This window comes from Alphaproteobacteria bacterium, from assembly GCA_017308135.1.
Classification (GTDB): Bacteria; Pseudomonadota; Alphaproteobacteria; order CACIAM-22H2; family CACIAM-22H2; genus Tagaea.
The window spans coordinates 135,731-154,123 of sequence record JAFKFM010000006.1 but is presented as its reverse complement, the minus strand read 5'-3'; the positions used below and the strand labels follow the sequence as shown (position 1 = coordinate 154,123).

The 18,393-nt window shown below is 64.0% G+C and carries 24 protein-coding genes; 16 read left to right on the top strand and 8 right to left on the bottom strand.

What is annotated here, in order from left to right:
• Positions 1-66 precede the first annotated feature (66 nt).
• Positions 67-825, top strand: a complete 759-nt coding sequence (locus J0H39_00990) for a hypothetical protein (GenBank protein MBN9495301.1) — start codon at positions 67-69, stop codon at positions 823-825.
• Here J0H39_00990 and J0H39_00985 read toward each other — a convergent pair.
• The 7 genes from J0H39_00985 to flgB are packed head-to-tail and all read right to left on the bottom strand — an operon-like array spanning position 822 to position 5,426.
• Positions 822-2,078, bottom strand: a complete 1,257-nt coding sequence (locus J0H39_00985) for a class I SAM-dependent RNA methyltransferase (GenBank protein MBN9495300.1) — start codon at positions 2,076-2,078, stop codon at positions 822-824. The two genes, J0H39_00990 and J0H39_00985, sit on opposite strands and share 4 nt — an antisense overlap.
• Positions 2,079-2,080: 2 nt before the next feature.
• Positions 2,081-3,187: a flagellar biosynthesis protein FlhB gene (gene flhB, locus J0H39_00980; GenBank protein ID MBN9495299.1), complete on the bottom strand. Its 1,107-nt coding sequence runs from the start codon at positions 3,185-3,187 to the stop codon at positions 2,081-2,083.
• Positions 3,188-3,196: 9 nt separating this feature from the next.
• Positions 3,197-3,979, bottom strand: coding sequence for a flagellar biosynthetic protein FliR (gene fliR / locus J0H39_00975; protein MBN9495298.1), 783 nt, complete (start codon positions 3,977-3,979; stop codon positions 3,197-3,199).
• Positions 3,976-4,257: a flagellar biosynthesis protein FliQ gene (gene fliQ / locus J0H39_00970; GenBank protein ID MBN9495297.1), complete on the bottom strand. Its 282-nt coding sequence runs from the start codon at positions 4,255-4,257 to the stop codon at positions 3,976-3,978. Before fliQ ends, fliR begins: the two co-directional genes overlap by 4 nt.
• 21 nt (positions 4,258-4,278) lie before the next feature.
• Positions 4,279-4,590: a flagellar hook-basal body complex protein FliE gene (locus J0H39_00965; GenBank protein MBN9495296.1), complete on the bottom strand. Its 312-nt coding sequence runs from the start codon at positions 4,588-4,590 to the stop codon at positions 4,279-4,281.
• Positions 4,591-4,613: 23 nt separating this feature from the next.
• Positions 4,614-5,024 carry a flagellar basal body rod protein FlgC gene (flgC, locus tag J0H39_00960; protein ID MBN9495295.1) on the bottom strand — a complete coding sequence of 137 codons (411 nt, stop codon included), beginning with the start codon at positions 5,022-5,024 and terminating at the stop codon, positions 4,614-4,616.
• Positions 5,025-5,036: 12 nt separating this feature from the next.
• The gene (gene flgB / locus J0H39_00955) at positions 5,037-5,426 is read right to left on the bottom strand and encodes a flagellar basal body rod protein FlgB (protein ID MBN9495294.1); all 390 of its coding nucleotides are present in this window, start codon (positions 5,424-5,426) and stop codon (positions 5,037-5,039) included.
• A 300-nt stretch (positions 5,427-5,726) separates the two neighbouring features.
• Here flgB and J0H39_00950 point away from each other — a divergent pair, with 300 nt between their 5' ends.
• The 14 genes from J0H39_00950 (at position 5,727) to J0H39_00885 (ending at position 16,621) form a co-directional block, all read left to right on the top strand.
• Positions 5,727-6,050, top strand: coding sequence for an EscU/YscU/HrcU family type III secretion system export apparatus switch protein (locus tag J0H39_00950; protein ID MBN9495293.1), 324 nt, complete (start codon positions 5,727-5,729; stop codon positions 6,048-6,050).
• Positions 6,051-6,054: 4 nt separating this feature from the next.
• Positions 6,055-6,324 carry a hypothetical protein gene (locus tag J0H39_00945; protein ID MBN9495292.1) on the top strand — a complete coding sequence of 90 codons (270 nt, stop codon included), beginning with the start codon at positions 6,055-6,057 and terminating at the stop codon, positions 6,322-6,324.
• The gene (locus tag J0H39_00940; GenBank protein ID MBN9495291.1) at positions 6,324-6,605 is read left to right on the top strand and encodes a flagellar biosynthetic protein FliO; all 282 of its coding nucleotides are present in this window, start codon (positions 6,324-6,326) and stop codon (positions 6,603-6,605) included. The genes J0H39_00945 and J0H39_00940 overlap by 1 nt, the downstream gene beginning before the upstream one ends.
• Positions 6,602-7,339, top strand: coding sequence for a flagellar type III secretion system pore protein FliP (gene fliP, locus J0H39_00935; GenBank protein MBN9495290.1), 738 nt, complete (start codon positions 6,602-6,604; stop codon positions 7,337-7,339). Before J0H39_00940 ends, fliP begins: the two co-directional genes overlap by 4 nt.
• A 149-nt stretch (positions 7,340-7,488) precedes the next feature.
• Positions 7,489-7,725: a hypothetical protein gene (locus tag J0H39_00930; GenBank protein MBN9495289.1), complete on the top strand. Its 237-nt coding sequence runs from the start codon at positions 7,489-7,491 to the stop codon at positions 7,723-7,725.
• A gap of 102 nt (positions 7,726-7,827) precedes the next feature.
• On the top strand, positions 7,828-8,490 hold the full coding sequence (locus J0H39_00925) for a sulfite oxidase-like oxidoreductase (GenBank protein MBN9495288.1): 663 nt from the start codon (positions 7,828-7,830) through the stop codon (positions 8,488-8,490).
• Positions 8,483-9,094, top strand: a complete 612-nt coding sequence (locus J0H39_00920) for a glutathione peroxidase (GenBank protein MBN9495287.1) — start codon at positions 8,483-8,485, stop codon at positions 9,092-9,094. The genes J0H39_00925 and J0H39_00920 overlap by 8 nt, the downstream gene beginning before the upstream one ends.
• A gap of 4 nt (positions 9,095-9,098) precedes the next feature.
• A complete protein-coding gene (locus J0H39_00915; protein MBN9495286.1) occupies positions 9,099-10,217 on the top strand; it encodes an aminotransferase class V-fold PLP-dependent enzyme in 1,119 nt (372 codons plus the stop codon).
• A gap of 44 nt (positions 10,218-10,261) precedes the next feature.
• Positions 10,262-11,809, top strand: a complete 1,548-nt coding sequence (glpK, locus tag J0H39_00910; protein MBN9495285.1) for a glycerol kinase GlpK — start codon at positions 10,262-10,264, stop codon at positions 11,807-11,809.
• Between the two features lie 107 nt (positions 11,810-11,916).
• Positions 11,917-13,254, top strand: coding sequence for a sn-glycerol-3-phosphate ABC transporter substrate-binding protein UgpB (ugpB, locus tag J0H39_00905; protein MBN9495284.1), 1,338 nt, complete (start codon positions 11,917-11,919; stop codon positions 13,252-13,254).
• A 91-nt stretch (positions 13,255-13,345) separates the two neighbouring features.
• Positions 13,346-14,227: a sn-glycerol-3-phosphate ABC transporter permease UgpA gene (ugpA, locus tag J0H39_00900; GenBank protein ID MBN9495283.1), complete on the top strand. Its 882-nt coding sequence runs from the start codon at positions 13,346-13,348 to the stop codon at positions 14,225-14,227.
• Positions 14,227-15,078, top strand: coding sequence for a sn-glycerol-3-phosphate ABC transporter permease UgpE (gene ugpE, locus J0H39_00895; GenBank protein ID MBN9495282.1), 852 nt, complete (start codon positions 14,227-14,229; stop codon positions 15,076-15,078). Before ugpA ends, ugpE begins: the two co-directional genes overlap by 1 nt.
• Positions 15,079-15,092: 14 nt before the next feature.
• On the top strand, positions 15,093-16,169 hold the full coding sequence (gene ugpC, locus J0H39_00890) for a sn-glycerol-3-phosphate ABC transporter ATP-binding protein UgpC (protein ID MBN9495281.1): 1,077 nt from the start codon (positions 15,093-15,095) through the stop codon (positions 16,167-16,169).
• The gene (locus J0H39_00885) at positions 16,166-16,621 is read left to right on the top strand and encodes an isoprenylcysteine carboxylmethyltransferase family protein (GenBank protein ID MBN9495280.1); all 456 of its coding nucleotides are present in this window, start codon (positions 16,166-16,168) and stop codon (positions 16,619-16,621) included. The genes ugpC and J0H39_00885 overlap by 4 nt, the downstream gene beginning before the upstream one ends.
• A 1-nt stretch (position 16,622) precedes the next feature.
• Here J0H39_00885 and J0H39_00880 read toward each other — a convergent pair whose 3' ends face one another.
• A complete protein-coding gene (locus J0H39_00880) occupies positions 16,623-17,501 on the bottom strand; it encodes an endonuclease/exonuclease/phosphatase family protein (GenBank protein ID MBN9495279.1) in 879 nt (292 codons plus the stop codon).
• Between the two features lie 49 nt (positions 17,502-17,550).
• Between J0H39_00880 and J0H39_00875 the strand changes: the two genes are divergently transcribed.
• Positions 17,551-18,393, top strand: coding sequence for a DMT family transporter (locus J0H39_00875; GenBank protein MBN9495278.1), 843 nt, complete (start codon positions 17,551-17,553; stop codon positions 18,391-18,393).

Genomic DNA, 18,393 nt, shown 5'->3' with positions numbered 1-18,393 from the left:
CTTGCCCGTGACCGTTGCAAGCGCCGAAGATGGCCGGAAATAACCAACCGGGGGAGACCAAGTCCGATGCTGAAGCCCAACCAATTCAAACGTCGCCTTGCGACCGGCGCCAATCTGTCGGGCGTGTGGCTGCATTCGGCCTCGGCATCGACGGTCGAAGCGTTGGGCGATACCGGCTACGACTGCCTGATCGTCGACAACGAACACGGGCCATCGTCGCTCGAACAGACGCGCACGCAATTGCTGGCGTCGTTTCCCTATGATTGCGGCTTGTGCGTGCGCACGCCATGGAACGACCAAGTTTATTTGAAGCAATTGCTCGATCTGGGCGCCGACACGGTGATGATCCCGATGATCGACGATGCCGAGCAGGCCAAGGCGGCCGTGGCGGCGTGCCGCTATCCGCCCAAGGGAAGGCGCGGCTACGGCCCGTGGCGCGCGATGATGCGCGGCATTCCCTTGGCGAATTATATCGAGTTCATGTCCGAAAACCTGTTCGTCATGCTCCAGATCGAATCGGAAAAGGGTGTCGCGAACGCCGAGAAGATCGCGGCGGTCGAGGGCGTCGACATGATCATCGTCGGGCCCAACGATCTGTCGGGTTCACTTGGCGTGCCGCAGAATTTCGAATCGCCGGTGCTGGAGCGCGCGATCGACAAGATCATTGCGGACGCGCGCAAATCCAACGTACCGGTCGGCACCGTGCCGCACGGGCCGTGGGGGGCGAAGAAGCTGTTCGCGCGCGGCATGCGCTTCATCGCCGGCACGACCGAATTCGGCTTGATGCGCCGGGGTGCAAAAGCCGATCTCGCCGAAAACTTCTAGCGCTTACGCGGTTTCTTGAACGTCGCGACCAGTTCCAGATGGCCGGTCCATAGGAACTGGTCGACCGGCACGACGCGTTCGAGCTTATAGCCGCCCTCGACCATGATCTTCGCGTCGCGCGCGAATGTGACGGGATTGCACGACACGCCGATCACGGTGGGCACGCGCCCGCGCGCGAAATTGCGCGCCTGGGCTTCGGCCCCTTCGCGCGGCGGATCGAAAATCGCGGCGTCATAGGCTTCGAGTTCGGGCGGCGTCAGCGGCCGACGCTCGAGATCGCGCGTTTCCGACGTGACGCGCCCCGCGCGCTCGGCTTTGCGTGCGGCGGCGTCCAGCGCCAAGCGGGCGGGATCGTTGCCCTCGACCGCATGCACGCGGGCGTTCAACGGGAACGTGAACGTACCGAGGCCCGCATAAAGATCGGCGACGCGCTTGGCCTTGCCGATCGCGGCCACGATTTCCTCGACCAGAATGGCTTCGGATTCGCGAGCGGCTTGCAGGAAAGCGCCGGGCGGCGGTTCGACCGGCACGCCGGAAATATCGAGATGCGGAACGGCGCGTAAAACCACGATCTCGGGCGTCGCGCGGATATTCTTGCGCCAGGCGATGCGCGGGATATCGGCGGCGCGCGCGTATTCGGCCAGCTTCGCGCGGATACGCGCATCGGGCAGGCGGCCGGTGATCAGAACGTCGATGCCTTCCTTCGTCGCGGTCAGATGCAGATCGACGCGCTCGGACGCGTCCAGCGCTTCGCGCAACACGCCGCGCAAGCCCGGCAAGGCGGCGGCGAGGACGGGGCTCAACACTTCGCAATTCGTCACGTCGACGATATCGGCCGATCCGTCGCGATGGAAACCCAGCGCGACACCGCTTGCCGCGTTGACGGCGGCGAGATCGGCGCGCCGTCGCGTGCGCGGCGGGATGGATCGCAAAGGGGCGATCTCCGGCGACAGACCAACGCGATTGAGCGCTTCGCGCAGCAGGCCGGCTTTCCATTCGGCATAGGCGGCCGCTCCCAGATGCTGGATCGAACAGCCGCCGCAAGCGCCGAAATGCGCGCAAGGCGGCGCCACGCGATCCGGCGACGCGGCGAGGATTTCGACATTCTCGGCACGCGCACCTTTGCCGATCGTCGCGCGCACGCGCTCGCCGGGCAGCGCGCCGGGTACAATGACGCGCGAACCTTCCGCGGTCTTGGCGAGCCCGTCGCCGCCCGACCCGAGGGCGTCGATGGTGAGTTCGATCGTCGTCATTGTCAGCGCTGCGGACGCGCGGCGATGTCGAGACGGCCGGGACGCTTCTTCTTGAGCGCGAAGACGTAGGAGATGACTTCCGCCACGGCCTTGTACTGGTCGGGCGGAATCTCTTCTTCGAGGTCCACGGTGGCGTAAAGCGCGCGGGCGAGGGGCGGGTTCTCGACGATCGGCACCTGCGCTTCGGTCGCGATTTCGCGGATGCGAAGCGCGACGAGATCTACACCCTTGGCGACGCAGATCGGCGCCGGCGATTTGGATTCGTCGTAGCGCAGAGCGACCGCGTAGTGGGTCGGGTTGGTGACGATCACGGTCGCCTTGGGCACTTCGGCCATCATGCGCTTGCGCGCGCGTTCCATGCGCATCTGTTTGATGCGGCCCTTGATGACCGGATCGCCTTCGGCCTGTTTGTATTCCTCTTTGATTTCCTGCTTGGTCATGCGCAGGCGCTTCATGTGCTGGAAGCGCTGCCAGAAATAGTCGAGCCCCGCGATCACGGTCACGACCGAAATCACCGCGATCATCACCGCGATGGTCATGTCGCCCATGATCGGCCCCAGCTGCATCGGCGACATGTCGATGAAACGGTCGATGTCGTGCAGCTGGCCCGAGATCACGTGCCAGGCGGCCGCGCCCACGATGGTGATCTTGATCAGGCCTTTGATGAATTCGACCAGCGCATTGGCCGAGAACATGCGCTTGAAGCCGGTCGCGGGCGAAATCTTGGAGAATTTCGGGATCAGCGATTCTCCGGAATAGAGGAAGCCGTTCTGCAGCCATTGCGCGGCCATCGCGGCGAGAACGAGCAGCGCCAGCAACGGGCCGACGGCGATCAACGGCTCCAGCAGCGCGTGGCCGATGATGCGCTGCACGCCCATGATGGACAAATCCATCTCGTGCGGCCGCTCGATATAGGGCGTCATCGCCGAGGTGAGGCGCTTCCACGAATAACTCGCGAACAGCGACAGCGCCAAGGTCGCCGTCACGAACATCATCCAATGGGTGATCTCGCGCGAGGCGGCGACTTGGCCTTTCTCGCGCGCGTCTTCCAGCCGTTTGCCGGTTGGCTCTTCTGTTTTTGAGGAGTCGTCGTCGGCTTCTTCCGCCATGGCGCGATCCTAGGGCTGGAGCAAGAGCGGTTCGAGACGGTCCATCAAACCGCGCTCGAAGGCGAACATGGCGCCCGACATCGTGATCGCCAGCGCGAACAGCGCCACTGCGATGATCAAGGGCTGGGCGACGAAGAAGACCTGCATCTGCGGCATCAGGCGCGCGACCAGCGCCATGGCGAGGTTGATGATCAGGCCGAAGACGAGGAAGGGGGCGGAAATCTGCACGCCGACCAGGAAGGCGTTGGACGTCCAGCGCACGAAGGCTTCCGCCCAATCGCCGTAAGGCACGACCGAGCCCGGCGGGAACAACGCGTAGGAATCCGCCATCGCGCGCAGCAGCAGATGATGCATATCGGCGGTGAAGATGATCGCCAGCGCCGTGGCGACCATGATCGAGGACACGGCCGTGCCTTGCTGGCCGAAACCGGGGTCGAACAACGTGGCGGCCGCCAAGCCGCCTTGCTGCGCGATGATCGTGCCCGCGACCGTCAGGGCCGACAGGCTGAAGCGCGCGGCCAAGCCGATAAAGGCGCCGACCAGCGTTTCCTGGGCGAAGATGCCGGCGAACAGCAGCGGGCTTGCGGGCAAGGGCGGCAAGGTTCCCGCGACGACGGGTGTCACGATCGCCGTGATCGCCAGGGCGGCCCCCAAGCGGATGCGCATGGGCACGTAGACTTCGCCGAAACCGGGCATCGCCATTAACGCGGCGCCCACGCGTACCAGCACCGCGAAAAAGGCGAAGGCTTCCGCCGGCAGGATCGCGATCAGCGGATTGATAAGCGCATTCATCCCGCGCCGCCGATGCCGATGCCGACGGCTTTGGCCATCAGCTCGCGCGTGAACTCGATCAGCGTGTTCGACATGAACGGAATGGTCAGCACGAATACGGCCAGCAGGATCAGGATTTTCGGCACGAAGGTCAGCGTCTGTTCCTGCAGCTGGGTCAGCGCCTGGAACAGACTGATGACCAAGCCGACGACGAGGGCGGTCAGCATCAACGGTGCGGCGATCTTGAGCATGACCCAGACCGCTTCGCGGGAAATTCCAAGGACGTCGGCGGCGTTCATGCGCGAACGGCCCCTTCGCCGCTAGATTTGCATCCGAATGATTTCTTGATACGCGCCGACCACGCGGTCGCGCACCGCGACGGCTGTTTGCAGCGTGACTTCGGCGGCGGAAACCGCCTGCACGACCTGGGCGACGTCGGCTTTGCCCGCGAGGGCGCGCAGGCTCGCCTGTTCGCCCGCGCGCAAACTGCCCATCGTCGCCTTGGCGGCGTCGGCGAGGACGTCGCCGAAAGCCGGCACATCGCCCGAACCGCGCGCGTCGACGCCCGCGGATTTGCCGATGGATTGCGTGCCGGCGTAGGCGGCGGCGACGGCGGAGGGATTGATGGCCATTTAGCTTTGCGCCCCGTTTTCTATTAGCCGCGCAGCAGATCGATCGTGCGCATGATCATCGTCTTCGACGCGTCGATGACGTTGATATTCGCTTCGTAGCTGCGCTGGGCCTGGCGCATATCCATCGCCTCGATCAGCGTGTTGACGTTCGGCGCCAGCACATAACCTTCCTGGTCGGCGGCCGGGTGGCCCGGATCGTAGCGGCGCTGGAAGGCGGTCTTGTCGGTGCCGATGCGCGACGGGCGCACCGTCTCGGCGCCGAGCTGGCGGTCGAGCACGTTGCGGAAGCTGATCGTCTTGCGGCGGAACGGATCCGCACCCGGCGTTTCGCCGAGCGCATCGGCGTTGGCGATGTTTTCCGAGATCACGCGCATGCGCGTCGATTGCGCTTGCAGGCCCGACGCGGAAACCTTGATGGCTTTCTGGAGATCCATGATCCGATGTCCTTACTGGCCGGGCCGCCCGATGGCGGCGCGCAGCATGGCGATCTGACGGCGATAGATGTTGGTGGTGAGCTGATAGTCCATCGACGTGTCGGCGACCTTCATCAACTCGGTATCCATCTCGACCGAGTTGCCCGACAGCGTGGTTTCCTTCGCGCGCGGCGTATCGACGCGATGCGGCGGCGGGATCAGCTTGCTGACCTGATGCTGGCCCGACGTCGTCGTCGCGGACAAACGCTGCGTCTGGCCGCGCAACTCGGCGCGGAAATCGAGCGCGCGCAGATCGTGCGGCTTGTAATTGGGCGTATCGGCGTTGGCGATATTCTGCGCGAGCACCTGCTGGCGCTGGCTGAGCCAGTCCATGCGGCGGGAGATCATCCCGAACAGGGGCATACGCGAGAAATCCATAACGCGCCTGGGTTCCGTGAAAATCCACCGCTTTTCGCGGCGTTGACGGGGAGTATGACCCGTCGAAGGTTAACAGAACGTAAATTATCCCAAATTTTAGAGAATTTGAAGTCCTTTCGATTCGACCCCGGAATCAATACCTTGTGGTTAAGAGCCGAGTCGGATTCGAGGGCGAATTCAAGGTTAACCCCTCGGATTTCTTTGGTGAAACGCCTTTTAAGAAACTTTTAGCGGTTTTGTGGCCATCATGACCCTGCCGAGTTTCGTCGAAGGATCATCCGTCGTTTGGCCCGTCGCCCGCCCCGCAAGCCCTTCGACCCGGACGTCAACCGGGCCGTGGCCCTCAAATACGCCCGCGGCGAGGCCGATGCGCCGCGCGTCACGGCCAAGGGCGAAGGGCTGCTCGCGGACAAGATCATCGAAGTGGCGCGCGCGCACGGCGTCGAAGTGCGCTCCGACCGCGATTTGGTGCGCTTGCTCGACACGGTCGATATCGACAGCCCGATTCCGCTGGAGGCTTTCCAGGCCGTGGCCGAAATCCTGTCCTACATCTATCGCCGGCAGGACAAACTCAAACCGCCGAAACCCGGCGAAAAACGGGAACGTTGACGCGATGCGCGCCGTGGAAGTTCTGCAGAATATCGTCGATATGACGCGCGAGCTGGACGACGCGCGCGCGCGCGTGCATCGCGGTCTGGATGTCGATATGGCCGGTTTCGATCTGCGCGTGCGCGATCTATGCTTGGCCGCGACCGAATTGCCGCGCGCCGAAGGCAAGGTCTGCGCCGACGCGTTCGAATCGATCGCGGTGGGGCTCGACCGTTTGACCGCCGCTTTGCGCATGGCCGAGCGCGTGGATCTGAAGCCGGGCGCCAAGCCGTGATGATCGAACCGCAAAACCTGTTCCTCTACGCGGCGGCTCTCGCCTTCGTTCTTGCGCTGGTTGCATTGTTCGGCTGGCTCGCGCGCCGCTTCCTGCCGGGAGCGGGCGGAATATCGACCGGCAAGCGCAAGCGTTTGGCGCTGCTCGAATCCTTGACGCTCGATCCCAAAACCCGCGCGGTTCTGCTGCGCCGCGACGATGTCGAGCATCTGATCGTGCTCGGGCCCCACGGCGCGGTGAAGGTCGAAACGTTGAAAGCGGAAGCGGAGGATCGCGCATGATCCGCCGGATGCTGCTTCTCGGTTTGGTTGTCGCCGGAATCGCGATTCCGGCCGAGGCCTTCGCGCAAGCCTTCACCCTCGATTTGGGCGACGGCAGCTCGACCACGGGCCGCATCGTCCAATTGATCCTGATGATGACGGTGCTGACGCTTGCACCGTCCATCCTGATGATGGTCACGAGCTTCGTGCGCATCATCGTCGTGCTGTCGCTGCTGCGCACGGCCTTGGGCACGCAGCAAGCCCCGCCCAACGTTGTTTTGACGAGCCTTGCGCTGTTCTTGACCTTCTTCATCATGACGCCGACGGGCGAGCGCGCGTGGCGCGAGGGCGTGTCGCCGCTCATCAACGGCCAGATCACCGAGGAACAGGCGGTCGAGCGCACGGCGAAGCCGTTCCACGATTTTATGGTCGCCCATGTGCGCGAAAACGACGTGGCGCTGTTCGTCGACATCGCGAAGATCGAAGCGCCGGCCTCGCCCGAGGCGATTCCCTATCGCGTGCTGATCCCGGCCTTCTTGATCTCGGAACTGCGCCGCGCGTTCGAAATCGGCTTCCTGCTCTTCGTGCCCTTCGTCATCATCGATATGGTCGTGGCCGCCGTCTTGATGTCGATGGGCATGATGATGATGCCGCCGGCCGTGGTCGCCTTGCCGTTCAAACTGATTTTCTTCGTGCTGGTCGATGGCTGGTACCTGATCGCCGGGTCGCTGGTGCAGTCGTTCGGTGGCGGCTAGGCGTCGGCGGCTGGAAAATACGGTTACAACTCGTTGTATCGCTTGAAACGGCACGATTCGCGGGCGCAAGATTCGGATATCGAGTCGCCTGCGGCGATCGGGGTGCGTGTCGCCCCCGCGCCCGCCTTAACCGGCGACGAGGAGAAACCATGAAGAAGTTCGCTGTTCTTGCCGCCGGTCTGATGATCGCCGTCGCTCTCGCCGTTCCCTATCAAGCCAAGGCCGCCGCGTTCGGCGCCCCCGCTGCCGCCAAGTCGGTCGCGTCTGACACGAGCCTGACCCAAGACGTGGCGACGAAGAAGAAGTCGACCAAGAAGTCGGCTTCCAAGAAGAAGACCCCGGCCAAGAAGACGGCCGCGAAGAAGCCGGCGACGCACCGCGCGTAACCGCGCGCCCGTTCCGGCGAAACGAAAGGGCCCGGCGGCGACGCCGGGCCCTTTTGATTCGGGGGGCCGCGACCTATATTCGAATGGAATCGAGGGCCCCCCATGGCGAACGACGACGGATTGATCGGCCAGATCAAGCAAAAGCTGGTCGATTCCAAGCGTAAATGGTCGCAGGAAGGCCGCTTGCTGACCGGCAAAGCCGCCGATCCCGCCACGCGCCTGCCGCCCGGCCAGCGCGAGGTGAAGAACTGGCCGGTGCTCGATCTGGGCATCCAGCCCGACGTGACGGCCGAAAATTGGCGCCTGGAAGTGGGCGGCCTGGTCGATTTTCCGCTGGTTTGGGATTGGCGGAAATTCATCGGCCACGCGCAGGAAGAATTCGTGTCCGACATCCATTGCGTGACCGCGTGGTCGCGTTACGACAATCGCTGGAAGGGCCTCTCGACGCGCGCGTTGCTCGATCTCGTCAAGCCGCGCAAGGAAGCGAAGTTCGTCGTCCAGCACGGGTTCGACGGCTACACGACCAATGTGCCGCTCGAATATTTCGCGGACGACGACGTGCTGCTCGCGCACGAATGGGAAGGAAAGCCGATCAGCCGCGAACATGGCGGGCCGGTGCGCTTGGTGCTGCCCAAACTCTATTTCTGGAAAAGCACGAAGTGGCTCTCGAAGCTCGAATTCGTCGCGGAGGACAAGGCGGGTTTCTGGGAAGTGCGCGGCTATCACATGCGCGGCGATCCGTGGACGGAGGAGCGCTATGGCTAAGCTCGGCCGCCGGCTGTTCGCCGGTTTCGCGTTCGTCGCCGGCATGGCCGGCTATTACGGCTGGCGTCTGATCGGGCAGGTCGACGCGGCGCAGATTTCGGCCGGGGGACCGCGAACCAGTATGCGCGCGTGGGATATCGATTTCGTGTCGATCGAAGGCGAGGCATTGCCGCTGAAGAATTTCCAGGGCAAAGCGCTGCTGGTCGTCAACACCGCCAGCCTTTGCGGCTTCACGCCGCAATACAAGGAGCTGGAAAAAATCTGGACCGAGTACAAGGACAAGGGCCTTGTCGTGATCGGCGTGCCGTCGAACGATTTCGGCGGGCAGGAGCCGGGCTCGGCGGCCGAGATCAAAGCCTTCTGCGAAAGCTACGACGTGTCGTTCCCGATCGCGGAGAAGGCGGCGACCAAAGGTGCTGCGCGCCACGAATTCTTCAAATGGGTGGCGGCGGAATTGGGCGACGGCGCCTTGCCGCGCTGGAACTTCTTCAAATATCTCGTCGGGCGCGACGGCACGCTGCAGGGCGCTTGGCCGTCGACCGCATCGCCGACGGGATCGGAAATTCGCGGCGCCATCGAGAAGGCGCTCGCCGCGCGTGTCTGATTTCATCCTGACGTCCGGCACGATCCAGATCAATCACGGCTCGTTCGGCGCCACGCCGATCCCGGTGCTCGACGCGGCCGAGGCGTGGCGGCGCAAATTCGAAGCGGACCCGACGCATTTCATGCGTCGCCTCTGGGCGCCGTCGCTGGCCGAAGCGAAGGCGAAGCTTGCCGCGTTCCTCAACGCCGATATCGCGGGCCTCGCTTTCGTGATGAATGCGAGCGACGGCGCCAATGCCGTATTGCGCTCGCTCGATTTCGCCGCCGGCGACGAGATTCTGGTCACGTCGCATGGCTATCGCGCCGTTTCCAAAACCGTCGAGTATGTTTGTCGGCGCACGGGTGCCGTCGCGCGCATCGTCGATATTCCGTTTCCGCTGACCGGACCCGAAGCGGTGGTCGACGCGATCGACGCCGCGATCACGCCGCGTGCGCGCTTGATCGTCGTCGATCACATCACCTCGCCCACCGCGGCGGTGTTTCCCGTCGCCGCGATTCAAACCCGCGCGCGCAAGCGCGGCGTGCCCGTGCTGATCGACGGCGCGCATGCGCCCGGTCAAGTGCCGCTCGATCTCGCCGCCCTGTCGCCGGATTTCTACGTCGGCAATTGCCATAAATGGCTGTTCGCCGCGAAGGGCGCCGCGTTCCTTTATGCCGCCCCGCAATTCCGCGATCGCTTGCATCCGGGCACGATCTCGCATGGCTACGGCCAAGGCATGGCGGCCGAGTTCGATTGGGTGGGCACGCGCGATGTCGGCGCTTGGCTCAGCGTGCCCGACGGCATCGCCTATGGCGAGAATCTCGGCTGGGCGCAATTGCGCCAGCGCAACAACGATCTGGCCAGCGACGCCGCCAAGCTGCTGGCGCAAGTCTGGGGCACACGCATCGGCACGCCGGATGCGATGCGCGCGCACATGGCTTGCGTGGAAATTCCGCTGCTCGGCCTGGCCGACGAAGCGCGCGCCCAGAAGCTGTGGTCGCGGCTTTACGACGTTCACCAAATCCAAATGCCGGTGATCGCCTTTGCGGGCGGGTTATGGGCGCGGCCCTCGGTCCAGATCTATAATCGCACCGCCGATTACGAGGCTTTGGCGAAAGTCGATTGGCGCAAGCTTGACGCCTGACCGGCCGCCGCGCCAAGTTCCTTCCCAATAATTGGGGAGAGGCCATGTCCGCCGAATATTTGCTTGCCATCGATCAGGGCACGACATCGACGCGCGCGTTGATCTTCGGCCTGAACGGCGCGCCGGTTTCAACCGCGCAAGTCGAGCTCAAGCAATATTTTCCGCAGCCCGGCTGGGTGGAACACGACCCGGAGGAAATCTGGCAGGCGACGGTCGCGACCGTTCGCCAGGCGCTGCAGAACGCGCGTTTGTCGGCGGCGGATATCCTGGCGATCGGCATCACCAATCAGCGCGAAACGACCGTGGTGTGGGAACGCGGCACCGGGCGGCCGATCCACAAGGCGATCGTCTGGCAGGACCGGCGCACGGCCGATTGGTGCCGCAAGATGAAGGCCAAGATCGGCGACGCGGAACTGGGCAAGCGCACCGGCTTGTTGTTCGACGCGTATTTCTCCGGCTCCAAGATCGCCTGGATCCTGAACAACGTCGCCGGCGCCAAAGAGGCCGCCAAGCGCGGCGAGCTCGCCTTCGGCACGATCGATACGTTCCTGTTGTGGCGCCTGACCGGCGGCAAGGTCCATGCGACCGACGCGACCAACGCCTCGCGCACGATGGTCTTCAATATCGCGAAGCAAGAATGGGATGGAACGCTGCTCAAGGCGTTCGGCATTCCGCCCTCGCTGCTGCCGGAGGTGAAGGATTCGGCCGCCGATTTCGGCACGACGCAGCCCGCTTTGTTCGGGGCGGCGATTCCCATTCGCGGCATCGCGGGCGATCAGCAGGCCGCGACGGTCGGTCAGGCCTGTTTCAAGCCCGGCATGATCAAATCGACTTACGGCACGGGCTGTTTCGCGCTCGCCAATACGGGCGGCAAATTCGTGCGCTCGAAAAACCGGCTGCTCTCGACCATCGCCTATCGCATCGGCGGCAAGGCGACCTACGCGATCGAAGGCTCGATCTTCATTTCGGGCGCCGTGATGCAATGGCTGCGCGACGGGCTCAAAGCCATTCCGCGTGCGGCGGATAGCGAAGCCTTGGCGCGCGGCATCGAAAACACCGGCGGCGTCTATCTCGTACCCGCCTTCACCGGGTTGGGGGCGCCGTGGTGGGACCCCGAGGCGCGCGGCGCGATCCTGGGCCTGACCCGCGATTCGGGCATCGCGCAGATCGTCCGCGCAGGGTTGGAATCGACTGTCTATCAAACCCGCGATTTGATGGCCGCGATGAAGGCCGATATGGGCGCAGGCGCGAAGCTCGCCGAAATCCGCGTGGATGGCGGCATGGTCGTCAATGATTGGGTCATGCAGTTCCTGGCCGACCAGCTGGGACTTCGCGTCAACCGCCCGGCCGTGACCGAAACGACCGCCTGGGGGGCCGCCGCCCTGGCGGGTTTGGGGATCGGTGCCTATCGCGGGCTCGACGACATCGCCGCGCGGTGGCGGTCGGAACGACTGTTCCAGCCGGTAAAATCCCGCAAAGCGTATGACGCGCTGTATTCCGGCTGGCGGGACGCGGTGGCGCGGGTGCGCACCCAACCGGCCAAACACAAGGGCTTGGGGCGCGCGCGGGCCCGTGCTAAAACCGCGTCATAAAAGCTTCATGTTTCCGTCTTGCGATGGAAATCGGACGAAGCATAAAGGTCGCGGTGGGCCAATCGAAATCCCGACCCCCCGCGCAAACAAGGAGAGGAAGAAACCCGATGTCTTTCGGTCGTAACGTTTCCCGTATTGCCGCCGGCGCGCTGCTCGCCGGCACGGCACTGACGCTGGCCGCCCCGGCCTCGGCGCAGGTCGAAATCCAGTGGTGGCACGCGATGACGGGCGCCAATAACGACGTCGTCAACCGCCTCGCCGCCGAATTCAACGCCGCGCAGAACGAGTACAAGGTCGTCGCCTCGTATAAGGGCTCGTACCCCGACACGATGAACGCCGGCATCGCCGCGTTCCGTGCGGGCAACGCGCCGCACATCATGCAGGTGTTCGAAGTCGGCACGGCCACGATGATGGCCGCGCGCGGCGCGATCAAGCCGGTCGCCGACGTGATGAAGGACGCGGGCGAACGCTTCGTGCCGGATTCGTATCTGCCGGCGGTCGCGGGCTATTACTCGACGTCGAAGGGCGAGATGTTGTCCTTCCCGTTCAATTCGTCGTCGACCGTCATGTGGTACAACAAGGACGCCTTCCGCAAGGCGGGCTTGAACCCCGACGCGCCGCCGAAGACGTGGCCGGAAGTGTTCGAAGCCGCCAAGAAGCTGAAGGCTGCGGCGACGCCGAATTGCGGCTTCTCGACCGCGTGGGTGACGTGGGTGAACGTCGAGCAGTTCTCGGTGTGGCACAACATTCCGATCGGCACGAAGGCCAACGGGATCGACGGCTTCGACACCGAGTTCAAGATCAACTCGCCCACGCATGTGAAGCACTTCGCCAATCTGGCCGAGCTCGCCAAGGACAAGACCTACGTCTATGGCGGCCGCACCAACACCGGCGAAGGCACGTTCACCTCGGGCGAATGCCCGATCATGCTGACCTCGTCGGGCTTCTACGGCAACGTGAAGGCCAACGCGAAGTTCGACTGGGCCAACGCGCCGATGCCGTATTATCCGGACGTCGCGGGCGCCCCGCAGAACTCGACCCTGGGCGGCGCTTCGCTGTGGGTCATGGGCGGCAAGCCGGCGAACGAATATCGCGGCGTGGCGAAGTTCTTCGCCTTCCTGTCGGACACGGACCGTCAGGCGAAGCTGCACACCGACTCGGGCTATCTGCCGATCACCAAGGCGGCCTACGAGAAGGTGAAGGCCTCGGGCTTCTACAACACCAACCCCTATCTCGAGACGCCGCTGAAGTCGCTCAACAACAAGGCGCCGACCGAGAACTCGCGCGGTCTGCGCTTCGGCAACCTCGTCCAGATCCGCGACATCTGGTCGGAGGAGATCGAAGAGATCCTGGCCGGCAAGAAGACCGCGCAGGCGGGCATGGACGCGGCGGTTGCCCGCGGCAACGCCTCGCTGCGCCAGTTCGAGCGCACGGTTTCGCGCTGAGCTGACGTGATGTCGAAGGGGTCGGACCCGCAAGGTCCGGCCCCTCTCGCGTTCTGAAGACAGAATAAAACCAACCGGACCGGCTTCACCCATGGAACGACGCGCACTATTCGGCGGCAAGACCTTGCCCTATATGCTGCTGCTGCCGCAATTCGCGATCGTCGTGGTGTTCTTCTATTTCCCGGCCGGGCAGGCGGTCTGGCAATCGCTGCTGATGGAGGACGCGTTCGGCATATCCACCGAATTCGTCTGGTTCGAGAATTACCAGCTCCTCGCGGTGAACCCCGAATACTACAAGACGATGACGACGACGGCGGTGTTCTCGTTCCTCGTCGCGTTCCTGTCCCTCTCTTGCGGTCTGTTGCTCGCCGTCATGGCCGACAAGCAGATCAAGGGTGCGACGATCTACAAGACCATGCTGATCTGGCCCTACGCGGTGGCGCCGGCGGTCGCGGGCGTACTGTGGCTGTTCATGTTCCAGCCGTCGCTGGGCATGCTCGCGAAAATGTTGCGCAGCTGGGGTATCGATTGGAACCCGCTGCTCAACGGCAATCACGCGATGATCCTGGTCGTGCTCGCCGCGACGTGGAAGCAGATCTCTTACAATTTCCTGTTCTTCCTCGCCGGCCTCGCGGCGATCCCCAAAAGCGTGATCGAGGCCGCCGCGATCGACGGCGCCAAGCCGATGCGCCGCTTCTGGACGATCATCTTTCCGCTGCTGTCGCCGACCGCGTTTTTCCTGCTGGTCATCAACATCGTCTACGTGTTCTTCGACACGTTCGGCATCATCGATTCGGTCACCGGCGGGGGCCCCGCAGGCAATACGATCACGATGGTCTACAAGGTCTATCAGGACGGAAAATCGGGCGCCAATCTCGGCAGCTCGGCCGCGCAATCCGTGGTGCTGATGGTCATCGTGATCGCGCTGACCGCGGTCCAGTTCAAATTCATCGAGCGCAAGGTCCAATACTGATGGTCGAGCGCCAAACCCTTTTCGCCCGCATCCTGCCGCATGTCGTGCTGATAACCGGCGTGTGCATCGTCGCGTTTCCCGTCTATCTCGCGCTCCTCGCCTCGACCTACGACGCGGGCACGGTGCAGAACGGCCGGATGACCCTGCTGCCCGGCGACCAGATGCTGGAGAATTACGAGCGCATCATCTTCAGCGGCGCGCGCGCCACGACGCGCGAACCCGTCGGCACGATGCTGATGAACAGCTTCATCATGGCGATGGTGATCGCACTCGGCAAAATCGCGATCTCGCTGATCTCCGCGTACGCGATCGTGTTTTTCCGCTTTCCGTTCCGCATGGCCGCGTTCTGGCTGATCTTCGTGACGCTGATGCTGCCCGTCGAAGTGCGTATCTACCCGACCTACAAGATCGTCGCCGATCTTCAGTTGCTCGACACCTATACGGGGCTGACGCTGCCGTTGATCGCGTCCGCGACCGCCACGCTGCTGTTCCGGCAGTTCTTCATGACCGTGCCCGAGGAACTCGTCGAAGCCTCGAAGATCGACGGCGCGGGGCCCTACAAATTCTTCAAAGACACGCTGCTGCCGCTGTCGGTCACGACGATGGCGGCGCTGTTCGTGATCCAATTCATCTACGGCTGGAACCAGTATCTCTGGCCGCTGCTGATCACCACGCGCGACAACATGCAGACGATCGTCATCGGCATCAAAAAGATGATCGTCACGCAGGACGCGCTGACCGAATGGCAGCTCGCCATGGCGACAGCCGTGTTGGCCTTGCTGCCGCCGGTCGTCGTCGTGGTGCTGATGCAGAAATTGTTCGTCAAAGGTCTCGTCGAGACCGAGAAGTGAGCGGGGCCTGATCGATGGCGAGCGTTGTTCTCGAAGCGGTGCGGAAAGTCTATGCGGGCGGCGTGGAGGCGGTGAAAGGCCTGTCGCTGACCATTCCGAACGGTTCCTTCACCGTGCTGCTGGGCCCGTCGGGCTGCGGCAAATCCACATTGCTGCGCATGATCGCGGGGCTGGAGGAAATCAGCGGCGGCACCGTCACGATCGGCGACAAGAAGGTCAACGACGTCGAGCCGTCGGACCGCGATATCGCGATGGTGTTCCAGAATTACGCGCTCTACCCGCATATGAGCGTCTACGACAATATGGCCTACGGGCTGCGCAATCGCGGCACCGCGAAGGAAGAGATCGAGCGCCGCGTGGCCGAAGCCGCGCGCATGCTGGCGATCGAGCCCTATTTGCAGCGCAAGCCGCGCGCTTTGTCGGGGGGGCAGCGCCAGCGCGTGGCGATGGGCCGCGCGATCGTACGCGAGCCGGCGGCCTTCCTGTTCGACGAGCCGCTCTCCAACCTCGACGCCAAATTGCGCGTGCAGATGCGGCTCGAAATCCGCAAGCTGCATAACCGCCTCAAAGCCACGTCGATCTTCGTGACCCATGATCAGGTCGAAGCGATGACGCTCGCCGATCAGGTCGTCGTGATGAACGCGGGGCGCATCGAACAGACCGGCACGCCGCTCGAAATCTATCGCCGCCCGGCCAGTATTTTCGTCGCGACCTTCATCGGTTCGCCGGCGATGAATCTGTTCCCCGGCACCATCGCCGCGCCGGGCAAGGTGACGCTCGCCGACGGCAGCAGCTTCGCCTACGACGCCAATGTGTTCGACGCAAAGATTGGCGCCAAGGTTGAGATCGGCTTGCGCCCCGAAGACGCGAAAGCGAGCGTCGCGGCCCCCGGCCGGCCGAAGCTCGTTTGGGAAGTCACCGAAGAGCTGGGCGCCACGCGCCTGTTGCACGGCATGCTCGCGGGCAGCGCCTTCGTACTGGCGATGCAAGCCGATATCGACACGCCCGCGCGCGAATTGACGCTCGAGGCGACGCCCGAGACCGTCCACATCTTCGATCCGGAATCCGGCCGCAGCTTGCGGCGGGCATGAAGCGCGCGTTTCTCGAAACGCGCGTTCCGCCGCTGCTTCTGCTCGGACTGTTGCTTCTGCTCGCTTGGGGGGCCGGCGGGCCGCGTTCCGAATTTCCCGGCCGCGCGGTCCTTGGCCTTGCCGCGATGGCAGCTGGGCTCGGCCTCAAGATCGTCGCGGCGCTGGCGTTTCGGGCGCGCGGCACGACCGTGAATCCGATCTCGCCCGAACGCAGTGCCGCCCTCGTCGTCGACGGGCTTTATCGCGTCACACGCAACCCGATGTATCTGGGCTCCGCGCTGATCCTCGCCGGCTGGGCGCTTCATCTCGGCGCCTGGGTCGCCGTTCTAACCGTGCCGTTCTTCGTGCTCTATATGAACCGCTTCCAGATCGGGCCGGAGGAACGCGCGCTGTCGGCGCTGTTCGGCGCCGACTACGATGCCTATCGCGCGCGCGTCCGGCGCTGGATCTGACTCAGTAATCCAGCTCGGTGAAAATCGGCTGGTGGTCCGAGCCCTGCGCCTTCTGATCGACCCAGGCTTTCTTGATGCGTTTGGAAAGCTCGGTCGAGACGAAACAGTAATCCAGACGGCGCAGCGTCGTCGGCTCGGGGCAGGTATCGCAGGTCCAATCCTTGGGGTCGTTCTCCGCCCCACCGGCCACGACGAACGCGTCGACCAAGCCGCCCGCATGGCTCATGCGGCCGTAATCGGCCGAATACGGCGCGGTCAGGCGGGTATAAAGCGGCGAATCCGGCGTCAGGTTGAAATCGCCCATATAGACCGCTTCGGCGGGCATCGGCGGTTGCGGCTTGCCGAACGTCCAATCGGCGTCGTCGCGTTCGCCGCACCACGCCCCGCCTTCCAGCGGCGCCGTGCGGTGGATTTCCAGCAGCTTCTCGACCTGCGGTGCGCGGTCGCCATCACCCACATGGCTCAGATGCAGCGAGTTCACCCGCAACGCATTGCCTTGGGGCGAAACGATCACCGCCTCGATCAGCGAACGCTGCAAGCTGTACTGCTTGGCGAGGCCCATTTTGGGCAGCAAATGGTGGCGCGACGAAACGATCGGAAAGCGCGACAGCACCATATTGCCGAATTGCGCGCGCCGGTTGCCGGGTTTGCCGCCGCTGGCGTCGACGTCGAAGCCGGGGCCGTAGACCCAATAATACTTGCCGCCCAGCAAGCGCGCGATCTCGGCGGGTTGGTCCATATCGCCCGAACGCGGCCAATGGCGTTCGACCTCCTGCAATGCGATGATGTCCGCACTTTCGATCGAAGCGCAGATGCGGGCCAGGTCGTATTTCAGATCCTTGCCCTTGCCGTATTGGATGTTGTAGCTCGCGAGCAGCATGTCGATTCCTCCCGCCCGTTTATACCGCGCTTTGGTTTACATGTTTGCGATGGGTGCCATTTGGGGCGCCCAGTTTTCGCTCGCCAAGATCGGGATGCAAGAGGGGATCGCGCCTTCGGCCTGGACGATCTTCGTTTGCGCGACGGCCGCGATCGCTTTGCTCGCCATCGCAAGGTGGCGGGGTGTGCGGGCGGGCGATCTGATCCCCCATACGCGCTACGCGATCCTGGCCGGCGCCACCTCGGTCGCGATCCCGAATACGGTGATGGCGTTCGTCGTCGGGCACGTGCCCGCGGGCGTCGCCTCGATGCTCAACACGCTGTCGCCGGTCATGACCTATGCGATGGCGCTGGGTTTCGCGATGGACAAGTTCCATCCCCTGCGCGTCGCGGGCATCGGCTTCGGCGTGATCGGCACGCTGCTGATCTTGGGCCCGCGCGCCAGCCTGCCCGATCCGGCGATGATTCCGTGGGTGGCGCTCAATCTGCTGGTCCCGTTCTTTTACGCGCTGTCGAACATCTACGTGGCGCGCGCCAGGCCCGCAGGCGTGGATTCGATCGCGCTGGCGGGCGTGATGCAGGTCGGCTCGGTCGCCGCCTTGCTGCCGCTGGCCTTGTGGCAGGGCACCCATATTCCGATCCCGCCGGCCCATGCGGGCGACTGGGCGCTGATCGCGCTGGCGGCGATGTATTGGATTTCGTCGCTGCTGTTTTTCGAAGTGATGCGGCTCGCCGGGCCGGTCTTTTTCAGCCAGACCGGATTCATCAGCACGATCTTCGGCGTGTTCTGGGGCTGGCTGTTCTTCGGCGAGACGCACAGCCTTTATATCTGGGGCGCGATGGCGGCGATCCTCGCCGGTCTCGCCCTCGTCACCCGCGCGGGACGCGGCTGA